The sequence below is a fragment of the Bradyrhizobium sp. UFLA05-89 genome (genome assembly GCF_059803475.1).
In genome coordinates this window covers 1-12,723 of the sequence record NZ_JBANBA010000117.1, presented here as the reverse complement: position 1 = coordinate 12,723, position 12,723 = coordinate 1, and the positions used below count along the sequence as shown (strand labels likewise).

Annotated in this window: 14 protein-coding genes; 5 read left to right on the top strand and 9 right to left on the bottom strand. The window is 59.0% G+C overall.

What is annotated here, in order from left to right; genetic code table 11:
- Nucleotides 1-33 precede the first annotated feature (33 nt).
- From SO139_RS37995 to SO139_RS37985, 3 genes are all read right to left on the bottom strand, one after another.
- Nucleotides 34-474, bottom strand: a complete 441-nt coding sequence (locus SO139_RS37995) for a YybH family protein (RefSeq protein WP_474801604.1) — start codon at nucleotides 472-474, stop codon at nucleotides 34-36.
- Nucleotides 475-1,135: 661 nt separating this feature from the next.
- The gene (locus SO139_RS37990) at nucleotides 1,136-2,353 is read right to left on the bottom strand and encodes an FAD-binding oxidoreductase (RefSeq protein WP_498541633.1); all 1,218 of its coding nucleotides are present in this window, start codon (nucleotides 2,351-2,353) and stop codon (nucleotides 1,136-1,138) included.
- Between the two features lie 26 nt (nucleotides 2,354-2,379).
- Complete coding sequence (locus SO139_RS37985; protein WP_498541632.1) at nucleotides 2,380-2,553, bottom strand: hypothetical protein; 174 nt, start codon at nucleotides 2,551-2,553, stop codon at nucleotides 2,380-2,382.
- A 1,317-nt stretch (nucleotides 2,554-3,870) separates the two neighbouring features.
- On the opposite strand from SO139_RS37985, the gene SO139_RS37980 reads away from it, so the two are divergent.
- Both SO139_RS37980 and SO139_RS37975 read left to right on the top strand, forming a co-directional pair.
- Nucleotides 3,871-4,053: a hypothetical protein gene (locus SO139_RS37980; RefSeq protein WP_474799892.1), complete on the top strand. Its 183-nt coding sequence runs from the start codon at nucleotides 3,871-3,873 to the stop codon at nucleotides 4,051-4,053.
- 153 nt (nucleotides 4,054-4,206) lie between these two features.
- Nucleotides 4,207-4,626 carry a GFA family protein gene (locus SO139_RS37975; protein WP_474799890.1) on the top strand — a complete coding sequence of 140 codons (420 nt, stop codon included), beginning with the start codon at nucleotides 4,207-4,209 and terminating at the stop codon, nucleotides 4,624-4,626.
- 423 nt (nucleotides 4,627-5,049) lie between these two features.
- On the opposite strand, the gene SO139_RS37970 is transcribed toward SO139_RS37975, so the two are convergent.
- Nucleotides 5,050-6,375: a lipase family protein gene (locus SO139_RS37970; RefSeq protein ID WP_498541631.1), complete on the bottom strand. Its 1,326-nt coding sequence runs from the start codon at nucleotides 6,373-6,375 to the stop codon at nucleotides 5,050-5,052.
- 435 nt (nucleotides 6,376-6,810) lie between these two features.
- On the opposite strand from SO139_RS37970, the gene SO139_RS37965 reads away from it, so the two are divergent.
- Nucleotides 6,811-7,146: a hypothetical protein gene (locus SO139_RS37965; RefSeq protein ID WP_498541630.1), complete on the top strand. Its 336-nt coding sequence runs from the start codon at nucleotides 6,811-6,813 to the stop codon at nucleotides 7,144-7,146.
- Nucleotides 7,147-7,197: 51 nt separating this feature from the next.
- On the opposite strand, the gene SO139_RS37960 is transcribed toward SO139_RS37965, so the two are convergent.
- The 3 genes from SO139_RS37960 to SO139_RS37950 form a co-directional block, all read right to left on the bottom strand.
- Complete coding sequence (locus SO139_RS37960) at nucleotides 7,198-7,338, bottom strand: hypothetical protein (protein ID WP_474799884.1); 141 nt, start codon at nucleotides 7,336-7,338, stop codon at nucleotides 7,198-7,200.
- 29 nt (nucleotides 7,339-7,367) lie between these two features.
- Nucleotides 7,368-8,288 carry a non-homologous end-joining DNA ligase gene (gene ligD, locus SO139_RS37955; protein WP_474799882.1) on the bottom strand — a complete coding sequence of 307 codons (921 nt, stop codon included), beginning with the start codon at nucleotides 8,286-8,288 and terminating at the stop codon, nucleotides 7,368-7,370.
- Between the two features lie 1,543 nt (nucleotides 8,289-9,831).
- Complete coding sequence (locus SO139_RS37950; protein WP_498541629.1) at nucleotides 9,832-10,161, bottom strand: hypothetical protein; 330 nt, start codon at nucleotides 10,159-10,161, stop codon at nucleotides 9,832-9,834.
- 72 nt (nucleotides 10,162-10,233) lie between these two features.
- Here SO139_RS37950 and SO139_RS37945 point away from each other — a divergent pair, with 72 nt between their 5' ends.
- Together SO139_RS37945 and SO139_RS37940 are read left to right on the top strand one after the other, a co-directional pair.
- On the top strand, nucleotides 10,234-11,088 hold the full coding sequence (locus SO139_RS37945) for a type 2 periplasmic-binding domain-containing protein (protein WP_474804910.1): 855 nt from the start codon (nucleotides 10,234-10,236) through the stop codon (nucleotides 11,086-11,088).
- Nucleotides 11,089-11,555: 467 nt separating this feature from the next.
- Complete coding sequence (locus SO139_RS37940) at nucleotides 11,556-12,350, top strand: hypothetical protein (RefSeq protein WP_498541628.1); 795 nt, start codon at nucleotides 11,556-11,558, stop codon at nucleotides 12,348-12,350.
- Here SO139_RS37940 and SO139_RS37935 read toward each other — a convergent pair.
- Both SO139_RS37935 and SO139_RS37930 read right to left on the bottom strand, forming a co-directional pair.
- On the bottom strand, nucleotides 12,337-12,534 hold the full coding sequence (locus SO139_RS37935; protein ID WP_474804914.1) for a hypothetical protein: 198 nt from the start codon (nucleotides 12,532-12,534) through the stop codon (nucleotides 12,337-12,339). The two genes, SO139_RS37940 and SO139_RS37935, sit on opposite strands and share 14 nt — an antisense overlap.
- 3 nt (nucleotides 12,535-12,537) lie before the next feature.
- Nucleotides 12,538-12,723: hypothetical protein (locus SO139_RS37930; RefSeq protein WP_498541627.1), on the bottom strand; the 186-nt coding region annotated here is incomplete at its 5' end.

The following is a 12,723-nucleotide window of genomic DNA, read 5'->3' as shown; positions in this document are numbered from 1 at the left end:
TCGCGCGGCGTCAGGCAACACGTACGGCCAGCCTTAGTTGAAGGTATGTAACCTCAGCTTCAGCGAACCATCCGCCTGACGCTCGAACACGTGGGTGGCGATGCCGGAAAGGTTCGCAGGCTTGCCATCCTTGTCCTTGCCTTTGGCGCTCCAGTTTGCGGTGCCATAGACGACTTTGTCATCGCCACCCGCGTCGATCATCTCAAGTTTGTGGTCAGTTACACCGCCGGTGTGTAGTCCGGCGAAAAACTTCTCGATCGCCGGCGGACCGGAGACCACCTCGTGGGATGGCGGTAACACCTTGGCGCTCGGAAGATATAAGGCGGCAACGGCCTTCGCGTCGGCCTTGTTGAACGCCGCATCAAATGCTGCGTAAGCTGCCGAGACATCGCTCTTGGGGTCACCGGCAAAAGACCCCACCGACGTGACTGAGAGCAGACAAAGAGCGAATGCCGCTGCGTGTATCAAACGCATGGAAATCCTCCCTTTTTGATTTGAAGAAGTAACACCTGGGTGGCGTACCGGGTTCCCAGTTGAGCTCACGCTTTACGGAGGATGCTCTGCAAGGTCACGGGCGATCTTTCGATCTGGAGTCCGTTTGCAAAGCGGCGGCCTTCGGCGAGTGGAAATGTTACTCAACCCACCTCGGTATTTATCGGGTTCGATGTCGCCTTCGGGCCAAAACCGGCGGTCAACGTAACCATCGTACAACGTCCGGCTCCCGCAGACAGCCGATGCCGATATGGCGGCGGCTGCGTTGCCCTGCCCTTTTCAGTGAAGTTACAGCAAGGCGTCACATATGATACGATGGCAGCAACTGATGATTTGCCCGCGCAGGGATCAGGCGCGCTATCTTTCCTGTACCTCCCCTTGGGTCCACCTACCGCCGGAAAAAAAGGCGGCACACCCCTCTGCGTGAGGTCTACTAAGAGGGACATCGGCGCGTAGGAATCGGCCCCCCTGCTTTTCCTGTACCTCCCCTTGGGTCCACCCACCGCCAAAAAAAGGTGGCGCACCCCTCGCCCTCCGGTTCGGGTAAGGCACAACAGCAGATGCAGCTGGTATCCGCGCAATTGAAGTCCGGCTGACTCGATCACCTAGCGGGATGGTTGCCCTCCAACGTGTCTACGCGTCTCTATCGCGGCGGGATGTTCTGTGCGCCGTGGAATAGATTTCCTGGATCGAATTTGGCCTTGATCTCGGCGAGCCGCTCGTAGAGTCGATTACCATAGGCGTCGCGCACGCGGGCGTCGCCCTCGTCCTCAGTCATGAAATTGATGTAAGCGGCGCCGGTCGAATACGGATGGATAGCCGCCCAGTATTCGCGCGCCCATTCGATATGACGGCGATCCTCCTGCGGATTTTCCCAAGCCGCCTGCACGTTCAACACGTATTGGGCCGTCCGAAAGCCGACTGCGTTGAGCCCGCGATCGAGTTGGGCGGGAGCGCCGCCCATGTGCATGAAGAGAGCGGCGGAATGCGGAGAGGTAATACGTTCGGCGTGCTCGACCATCGCATCGATCAAGGGCTCGTTCATATCGGCGAAAAAATCCGACTTCCAGTAATAACGACGGCCGAACGGCTGGCCAGAATCGAGCATGGTCTGATGCGCAACGAACGGCTTCACGGTGATCGTATCCGCAGCCGGCGTACCAAAGCTCTTGAGCCCACGCATCGCATCCTGTCCGGCGATGGGATCGCCGGTCCAGCACGCGGCAATCGCCGCGATTGGCGTTCCGTGCAGCGCCTCGGGCATGAACGGCGCAGACGGGGCGATGCGCAAGATGAGCAAGCAGCACAGTTCGTCCGGCGCCGTGGTGGCGATCCGACAAAATTGGTGCGCAACGTCGCGCGCTTGTGCCATCGGGTACACTACCATCCCGCATAGAGCCTGCGGTCCGTGTGGATGTGCCCGGAACTCGAAGGACGTGACCGCGCCAAAATTGCCGCCGCCACCCCCCAACGCCCAGAACAGATCAGCGTTCTCGGTCTTGCTGGCGTGCCGACGCTCGCCGTCCGCGGTTACGATGTCGACCGAGACGAGGTTGTCTGCGGCGTAGCAGCATTTGCGCGACGTCCAGCCGAAGCCGCCGCCCAGAGTGAACCCGGCAACCCCGGTATTCGACACGATGCCGCCCGGGACAACCAGCCCGAGGGGCTGCGCTTCGTGATCGACGTCGCCCCAGGTGGTGCCAGCCTCGGCCCGAACCATCCGGCGGTCAGGGTCGACGCGCACGCCGCGCCGCAGGCTCATGTCGATCATCAGCCCGCGGTCGCAGAGCGCGGTGCCTGCGATGTTGTGCCCGCCGCCTCGAATCGATAGCGGCAGTCCGTTCTCGCGGGCGAAATTCACACAGGCGACAACGTCCGACGCGCCGCTTACCCGAGCGATGAGCCGGGCTCTTTGATAATCATGCCGTTCCAGATCGAGCGCGCTTCGCGATATCCGGCATCGGCGGGCTGCAGGAGGGCGCCACGAAGCGCTTTACGAAGGTCCGCGACTGCCGCTTGACTCAATCTGTACTCGGGCTGTTGGGCGAGAGCATGGGCCATGGCAACTCTCCAATTTTCCACGCGATTGCGGGGGGCACCTTGAGTCTTAGTTTCTCATGCTCCTCGTCATTCTATCCAGTCCAAAATCTGTACTCATCGGACCGGCTGGCGTATCTCAAACCGGCCGCAGAAAAGTGGCGTGCTGCTCGGATCAAGTAAGGTCGTCGGCAGCCCTCTTGGGCCATCCCTGATCTCGGCAAATCCGCTCGGTCCAAGTCAGCGCTCGAAGCGTTGTCGGAGATCGCGGGAACCGTCGAGTCGATGGCGCCGGAATCGACGGCCGTCTTCACCGGGAGATCCCCCATCCATACTCGCGTCATAGTTCGTAGGTCGGTCGCTACATAGAGGGCCAACCTCAAATCCGAGATCAGTAGGACACAGGTCGACATCCTCGCCATCGCTGACCGATTCGGACCCGCCCGGGTCGCGGGCGACCGTTCGATTATTGATGTGATCCGGACTGTGACGAGTGTGAAAGCCATTGCAGCTGGCCTTACGGAAAAAGGTATTGCGACTGCACGCGGCTAGCGCATGGACCGAGACGCAGGTTGCACGCGTGCTTCAGCGGCTGTGATATCGGCGTGCAGGGACCCCGTACCTCCCCTTGGGTCCCACCTACCTCCGAAAAAAGGAGGGCGCCCCCCTCCTGCACGAGCACGATCCGTGCTGGCGCGCCGAAATTTGGCATTGAGCCGGACAGGAAGGTAACGGTTCTCCGATAACGGCGGTCGCACAAATTTTTACCACTACGTCACCCCCTTTTTGGCGCCACCTCCCGGGCCATGCTGGCTTGAGCGTGGCGTACGGCCACGAGCATTTGGCGAGTGTGTAGGAAAGCAAATCGCCTGAGCACGGGAGCGCTACCTACGATGACCTAGTGGCCTAGCCATGCGCAGGAGCCACCTTCTCCCCTTGCGGGAACCGGGAGATGGAAAATAACATAACGATTATAAGGGACTATGCTCGGAGTGTCCTCCATTGTGTCCCAATCCGCTGGAAGCCGTTTGGAAGGCCGCTGAGTGGCTTCCGGCGGGCCGGTACTGCGTCCTACCAGCTTCGGCGGAAGCGCTCTAGCTCGGCTTCGCGGCCTATCTGCGCGCCCGTTGGCCGGCGCTGCCGGCGCGGTGTGGGGCCTTCCCTCGGCCTCGCCTGCGATGCCTGATGTCTTGCGCGCGTTCGGGTGGATGTATGCCGTCGCGTCGATGGTGATCGTGCCGCGTTCCATGCCGGCGAAAAAATTTTGCTCGAACCTACGTAATGCGACCCTCGTGTAACCCTTAGGCTACGGCTGTCGCCACCAATAACGGAGTAAACACCATGCGCATTCCGGTTTCGACAGTTCGCTGCTTCGACAGCTTCATCGTCAAGGTTCACGTTCCCGGCCGGGGCGCTGATGACCTCGTAGAGATTTGCATCACCCGCCCGATTGGCGAGCGTCGGACCCATGTCTTGATCTGCAACGGCTACGAGGAGGTTGCGGATCATTCGGTGGACGACTGAGCGCGGGCGGTTGATCCTGACGGCGCGTCGTGTGCGATAGGCTCCCGGCGCGCAGTCGTCCTCGCGCCTGTCGTCTGTCCGTCGAAATGTGTCGCTATATCGCCCGGCGTTTTGGCGCTAAGGTCCGAAATCAGGACGGTGGAGGACTTTCCGATGGGCGAAGCCAGATGCAACTGCGGTGCAATGACGCTCTCGCTTCCAGAAGAACCATCCAAAATAGTCGTTGCTTGTCACTGCATCGACTGCCAACGCCGAACCGGTGCGCCGTTCGGTGTAGGCGCTTATTACCCCGCTGAGGTCGTCACCGTCTCAGGAAACCCAAAAGAGTTCACTCACGCAGCCGCAAGCGGCGGGAAAATGCAGAACTATTTTTGTCCCCAGTGCGGCTCAACAGTCTACTGGAAAGTCAGCAATCTGCCCGCGATGATCGGCGTTGCTATCGGCGCGATGGCAGACCCAAAGTACCCGGCCCCCGTCATATCAGTTTTTGAGCAGTCGAAGCATGACTGGGTTGAAATTGGTGGTGCGGTTGAGCACTTCCGGCAAAACTACATCCCAAAGAATTCAAGCTGAGGCATTGCTCGCGCGCTCGACGCTGCGGTGACCCCTGTCCTGTGGGCTACCCATCGTGACGCTGCGCGCCGCCGTCGTCGTGACGCGCAACGCAATGCGCGACGTTGATGCGCTGACGTGCGGAAACGCTGCGAATGTCGAAAAATGGCGGATCCCTCTGCAACCGGGCGTCGGGTCCTCCAGGGTCTGCGGAAACTGGGGGTACGCGCGACCGCGCCTATCGAAAACATCTGGTGCGAGAAAATCCGTGGTTGCAGTTGCAGCGGAGGCAACACGTCTTGCTGTGAACCTATAAACCTACCGGGAGGCTCGTCAGAAAGTCGGCTACGCGCTGATAGCGACCAACCGTCGCAGCGCAGCGAAATGACTCGATGGGCCAACAGCGAAATTTGTACCGTCCACGCGATGCTTATCGGCAAGGACCTACGAACTGATCGTGCTCCCTTCGCTAGACGCGGCCATCGATCCCCTATACTCGTGTGAGATCCATCCTGCGATGGTCGGAGCACATTCTTCATGGTCATAAATTGAATGGCGTAGTCCAGTCCTTTTTCCGTAGATGCTTCCCAAGCTTACCAACTTCACCCTCTCGGAATCCGGAGCAGACTGCACGTTTACTTCGTAACCAACGCCGCCAAAAATCAGCTCTCTGCCGTTGATCGCGCGAGATAAGGCGATAAGACACAACAAGGCAATCATGATGACAATCGCAAGCTTCAGCGACACCGCAGCATAAAGGACTGCATAGAAAAGTATTTGGCCGTTAGTCCGGAACCACGCGTCGTCCACAAGGTGTGGCAGTAGAGCGAAACCGACTATCAACACGGTAGCCGTCAATATCGCGATTTTCGAAGAGATCTTGCGCGCGCTAAGGAATAGCGTGGCAACCACGCCGAAAAAATAGACGTACCCGTAGGGCCAAGCAAATAGAGCAAAGAATTGCCCGACCATGGGAATTACGGTTATCGAGAACCCTATCAACAACACCGGATAGGAGAGCCAAAACAGAATGGATAGAAGCTTTGCCCCGATGGCACCCCCGATCAGAGCAAGGTTTGCCTCATCGTCTGTCGCGCGGAGGGCGAGTATTGGGACTTCTGAATTCACGCGAAACGCAGGTGTCTTCCACGCGGTTTTGTCATAGTTAAAACCAACAACAAAACAGCGCACAAGAACGAGCGCAAAGACACACATTGTGATAAGAAGCGGGAAGTCGTGGCTGCCTATGTCAAGGAACCGCCGCTCCTCCTCACGCAACCCTGGCACTACAAACGCGGACAAGATCGAGAAACCGAGCAAAAAGACTACCGCTGCGATCAGTATATCTATTTGCTTAAAGATGGAGGCCGAGCGAGGAAGCTCCCTAATGTCGAGATACGGCGTAGCCAACGAAACCAATGCCAGCCGAGACCCGACCCCACTAAGCCGAATCGCCTCTAAGGCGAGATTCCCCCCGTGGCTATGAGCTACTATGACACTGTGGCATCTCTCACCCGACTCATTGATTTCGGTGAGCTTCTGAGCAAGAGCGACCGCACCTTGTTCTCTGGCTCGTATTGAGTTGCTTCCACTCCAGGGAAACGCACTGATATCAAATGAAAACGCCTCTAGCTCAAGGCGGGTTCGTAAACTCTCGCGAAAACTCGAACCCTCCTCGAACCACCGAGGACCAATTGAGGGAAGTGATCGGCCCCACGTCCCATGAACTAACGTAATTACGAGTTTTAGTTTGGTTGCTTCGTCAGGCATGGTTCGGCTCCAGCAGATAAGGCGAGCCACGACAAAGTATCACAAAGAACTTATAACGCGTCGAGTAGCATTAAACACACGACCTTGGAGTATGTTCTCCGGTTCGGAGCCGCCCGACGTCCGGAGTGGTTGCTCGTTGTGGACGGCGCTTCGGCCATGTGGCTGCTGGCGAATACTCCTTCCCGGTCATATGATTTCTGCTAATAACCGCGTTGGCCAGCGGCAAGTCCGGGCATCGTCCGCTGTGCCCGCCGGCAGCGGAAGTGAGCTACTGCGGCAAGCGCGGCGCGCAGACGTTCGGTGTGACTTCAATTGGAACAAAATGCCAGTCGGCATGATGGTCTTTCTGGGAAATTCCGGCGAGACAAATTGTAAGCTGACGCGGCATTCACTGGCACGTAGGCTAGTGGCACGCTTTGGTCCGGGAGTTTCGTTATGCGTGCCTCGCCATCGATTGTGCCCCAAGGGGCCGACCAAAACACTTATCTCGTGCTGGAGGACTTCGGCCGGATGGGCTGCTACTGGCGCGAGACCGACGCTGACAACGCTGACCGCGAGACGCTGATCAGCGACCTAGTGGAAGGCCAGTATAGTCGTCCAGTCCGCATCGTAGCCTTCAATACCGCTGAAGGCTGGTCCCGTGACGCGACCATGGACATCGCCGACGAGCTGCGCCGACGCTACGTTGAGTTCGGCGAGGTCCGAACTCGATCCTCGAATTCATGGATGCCAATCGGCGATGAACGGGATGTCTGGATGCGCGCGCCATGAGACGAGGCGAAGGCGCTGCAACGGCCGTTGCCGTCGGGCAGTTGGGCTTGGTCACAGCGAGTAAAAGATGCGGCCGGCAGCTTGGAGAATACTTACAACCAATCCCGACAAGCACAGCGCGGTGCCCAGATCGGCCAGATAGAGCAATTCACGGCGTTGTCCATCGTCCAGTTTAGCCAGAACCTTGCGCATATTCCCTCTCCGATTTTGGGAGAACACGTTCATGAACGCTCTGTTCCCTTTGACAGATTTTTGAACGAACTTGCGCGCAGAAGACCTTCGGTCGTGATGTCCCTATACTCCACATCGGCGTAGTACTTGGGCTCGACCCAAGTAGCCTTCGGCTTCCTGACCGGCTTTGTTAGTTTGGACTTTGGACTCACCACCGTGTCGAGTTGCTTCCGGATTTGGCTGGAGACGGTCCGGGACCATCCTGTCCCAACCTTCCCCATATAGCGCAGCTCTTTGCCTTCCTGCTTGCCAAGATAGAGCGCGGCAACGCCGGACGGGTCCTTGATGAAACCGATCACGGGAAACTTTCCCGTGTGCACAGTCTTGATCTTCGCCCAAGCCTCGGTCCGCTCCGAGCGGTAAGGTGCTTCCGCCTTCTTCGATACGATGCCCTCATAGTTGAGCTTGCTGGCGTGTTCGAAAAGCACCTGCCCATCGACGATCAGATGTTCGCTGTAGAGAGCCGGAGGTTCGAGTTGGTGAGTGTTGAACAGGCTTTTCAATGTGGTCTTGCGCTCAATCTGAGGCGCTTTCCGTAGGTCCTTGCCGTTGAGCCATAGGAGATCGAACGCGTAGTACAACAGACGATCTTGATCACCTCTGGCGAGGTCTGACTGCAGCTCGGAGAAGTTGGTGCGGCCTTCGTGGACGACCACCACCTCCCCGTCGATGACCACCTGATCGGGGATGTCGAACGCGCCCGCAATGACTGAAAAGCGCTTGGTCCAGTTCAGGCCAGTGCGCGTGAAGGCTTTGCGGTTGTCCCCGTCAATGTGGAGCTGAATGCGATAACCGTCGTACTTGATCTCGTGAAGCCAACCGGCGCCGGAAGGCGCCTTGCTCTTCAACGTGGCGAGCTGAGGCTTAATGAACCCCGGCATCGCTGAACGCGCTTTAGTATGCTTCGTCAAATACACAACTCACAAAAGCCCGCCACCGGGGCCAATGGCATGAAAGTCTACCCGTAATTTTCCCAATAGTCGCTAAGACCGGGACACGGCGGTCGTTCTTGCGCCTGGCTTTGAAGGACGAAGGCTCCGCTAACTCGGGCGGCCTTTACGTCATGGAGACGTGCCCATAAGAAGCGCCGCAACGAGCAACGCAACGCCAAAAAAGGCAACGCCAAGATAGATGCGCACCGGCCTTGAATATGGGTCGAGATCGGGTTCGTTGATCATGGAAAGCAAATTGCAAGTGCGTAGTTCCTCGGCTGAAACCGCTTCTCATTCCTGAGCGTTATGTCTGACAGCAAGTCTGGCGCCACCACATCACCCGGCCGTAAGCCGAGTGGGGCCTTCGATCGATGGGTAACTAGGCAGTCAGCCGGCGAAGAAACGGCCCCAGCATAGCCTACATGCCAGGGCCGTGGAGTTGCTTGGCGCTTTTGGCTAAGCCAAGCCCAACTATTTTAGAAGTACGTTATGTCCACTTTTGGACACCGCTGCGGGCCAGTCTGCGCCCCTAAAGGTGCGATTGCGGATTGATCCAACGCGAGCGTGGCAGTGCCGTTGCGGCCCTAGCAAGTCCCATCCATTGCCGCGCGGCGTTCTTGGCTCAAGAACGTCGGGTGACCTTTGCGGTGACCGGTGCTTGTCGCGTCGGTTCACCGCACTTTTTGTGTCAGAGCCGATCATCCCGCCGAAGTGCGAATGTTACTCAATCACTTGTCAGCTCCTGCAAGCCTGCAGATACTTCGAGGGCCTAGTGATCCAAATCACTGAACGCCGTCGGAGTCTTTTGCGATAACTCCCGGTCCACGACGGATTATCCCTCGCTGGACCCAACAGGAGAACGACATGGACTTGGACGTAGAAATCGAAATGGAAGAACTAGCATTGGATCAACTTAACGAAGTGAGCGGCGGCCAAGGTGATGGCACTGGCACGGGCCCCGGCACCGGCGCTGGTAACGGCACGGGGGGTGGGAAGCAGCACCCGATCATCTGGGCCGGCGGAAGTGGCACAGGCGGGCCGGTCTACGCCTAAAGGTGCGATTGCGACTGATCCAACGGCGAGCGTAACAGCTCGCCGTTACGGCCTAGCAAGCCCCGCCCCTTGCCGCAGCGTTCTTGGCTCAAGAACCTGCTTCTGGGTGACCTTTGCAATGACCGGTGCTTGTCGCGTCGGTTCACCGCACTTTAGTGTCGTGCTTCGCGCGTTGAAATCGGAGATGCCTTCTACCCCGAGCACCACGGCCTCGCCGTCAAGCACGAAGCGCTTGTGGCGGAGCCGCCTCGACGATTCCTCGCCCACCGCCGGACCAATTCGGCCAAAGGAACCTGTTCCGCATCTATCTCAAATTTTGTTCCGCATCTATTTCAATATCGCAAGGAGGAACACCTTTGTTGCATGGAACGTTTTGAGTCATGTGATTTTGTGCCTTGTGGAGGTTAGCGCGGAACTAAAGAGGAGACTCATCGTGATGAGGAAAGCTAGGCTTCTTGCAGTATCCGCGCTACCGGCATTGTTGATCGCAGCGTCCGGACCGTTGCACGCGCAAGTAGGTGGAGGCGTTGGAGGTGTTGGGGGCGTTGGCGGAGTCGGTGGCGTCGGTGGCGGAGTCGGTGGTGGCGTCGGCGGCGGAGTCGGTGGTGGCGTCGGTGGCGGAGTCGGTGGTGGCGTCGGTGGTGTCGGCGGCGGAGTCGGTGGTGGCGTCGGTGGTGGCGTCGGTGGCGTTGGCGCAGCTGGCGGGGTCGGTGGAGTTGGCGCAGCTGGTGGGGTAGGAGTTGGCGGAGTTAGCACCACTGGAGTTGTTGGCACAGGAGCATCCGGTCTGACGGGACATGACCTGGGTACTGTCGGCGCCGCGAGTTCGATATCGGGCATACATTCGGCGCATTCGCCAAAGGGACGCGGGATGCATTCTCAAAAGGGCCGCGAGCACCGTGAAGCTCTAGAGCACGGCCGCGCTCAAAAAGGGCGCGAGCATCATCAATCTGGTGGCACAGGTGAAGGAGCTGCCGCACGAGTAACAGCAGGTGCTGCCGAAGGAGGAACGGGAGGTATTGCTGCAGCAGCAGGAACGACCGGAACAGCGGGCGTGTCGTCTCATCGTCGCCGTGACAGGGCCCATCTCGCCACCAAGAGCGCGCCGCCTACCATCATTGCAGCAAAGGCAGAGCCTCCGGCAACGCGCATTCCGATCCCGCCTTATTCATCGAGCACGCAAGTCGACCAGAAAGGCAGCGCCGGCGCCGCTTCCGGCACGGTTGGGGCAAACATCGCGGATTCGCACCCCAACGTGGGTCCCGCTCCGAATTCCGATGGCAGATCGATACAAGAGCAGGTGGCGGCCGCGACCGCAGTTGCGGAGCGAATGACAGTCGCCGAAGGAATAGCCACTGCGCGTGAGGGTGCCGAACCAAGCGCAGGTGCCTCGCCCAACAACGCCGGCCTCCCGGTGGTTGCCGTTGTAATGGTGCGCCCCGAGATTAAGTCGGTATCCGATCTCACCGGCAAAAACATTGCGATAGATGATAGGTATCTAGTATCCAGCGCCGATGTCAGGATTGCGATTGCAGCAGCCGGCGGGCCTGTGGTCGAACTGAGCGGAGGACACACGACGGCGATCGATCGGCTGGTCAATGGCGAGGTGCCGGCTGCAGTCCTGGCCCTGGTGTCTCCAATCGCCGCGAAGGGCTTTCCTGAAATCGCGGGGTTCAGGATTTTTCACATCCCACTATCCCCCGATTCTTTGAAAACTCCTCCTTAGCCAATGAATAGGCACTCAGGGTCACGGTAGGGACGGCCGTTGCCAGCCGCCCACCTGCTTCTTGGGGCATTGCGAATCTCGACGAGCGCCTCCAGCCGGAGGCAATCAGAGGGCTAATAGTGATGGAAATACCGCTTTGCGTGCGCGAAACTCTCTTGCAATTCGATTCAAAGGAATGCCTGCCGGGATTCAAATGTCAGATTTGATCCGCTAGGTGCAGTGGTTCAGGGCCGGAGCAATGTCTCGGGGTCCAAAACCGGTAAGGCTCAGGTCGAGCATATAATTTCGGCTTCGCCTTCAAGAGCCGACATCTAAGCGTCAAGCCGTCTCGAACAAAAGGCCCCGACGATTGCACATCGGGGCCCTTCAAGATCATCAAGCCGGTTACATCCGCCGGCCCTTCCGATCTTTGATGTCGTCGATTACCACATGCCATCTAGTGTAAGATGTGGCGTTCATGCGCCGTGATGCCGATCACATTCCGCCCGAAAGCGGCTCGCGACCAGTTCGCGCTTGCGCCAGTCCTCGCGACGCCGATGCTCTATCGCCAACGCCTTGCGCGCCTCAACGTCCCAGATGATCTTGTCGATCTCGGCTCCGTCGAGCGTTCGCTTGATCCGCAGTACTGTGCTCAACACCATCACGAGATCGGAATGCGGCATCAGGAGATCGCGCGCCGCAACCTCGCTGTGCTCGATGAAACTTTCGATTGCCTCCTCGGACTTGCAGAAGAGGAGAGCCAGCTCACGAGCTTGCCGGAGATCATCGACGGGCAACGCAGGCTCATCGTCGAGCATCATGCGTTCGGCAGCGCGGCCAGCCATCAATTCGATTACTTGAGCATAGCAATTGCCCAAGATGTCGGAGACCGAGCCGTGGTCCTCACCTGGCTGCGGCATCAACGGAGCAAGTGCATGGCGAACGTGGAAAGCATCGCCCCGGCCTTCGACATACGCCTCCATGTGTCGGTCGCCCCAAACCCGGCCGCCGTAGCCCAGGCCGGGATCGACAGTCGCTCCACCAAGCGAATGTCCAAGCAGACGCGCAGCGACGATGTGCCCGGCTTCATGGACCGCGATTCTCACGTCCTCGTCATACGAGCGGTCGATCCTGGCGAGCAGTTCTTCGTAATCATCCACCTCCGCATCGGGGCCGCTGCCGATGTCGCTAACCTCGACGCCGGCAGCGGCCACCTCTCCACCGAGAGCGGTCGCGGGGGGTGCGCCGCGCTCTTCGGCTGGAGTCGATTTAGTCATGGTTGAGTATCCTCTTGTGACGCGCGAACATGCGCGCGCGGATGGCCGCGATGGTGCTGCGGGGGGCGTCTGGCATCGCCTGGGAGATCAGCTCGGCGACGTGGGCGGGGATGTGATCCGGGCCTCCGATCCAGCCGTCCAACCGGGTCGTGATCGTATCGGGCGGCATGATGAGCTTCTGCTTACGCATTGGTTACATCCGGGGAACCGTGATCTGGATGGTCCGCGCCTCGGCCGAGCGGTCAATCTCAACGAAGCCGGCTTGGCGCAGCATGGAGTCGGCGCCGAGGCCGGAGGTGTTGTTCGCCTCGTCGATCGCGTCGAGATCGACGACATCACGCGCCTGCGGGTTGAAGTCATTGCCACGCGCGCCGCGAAG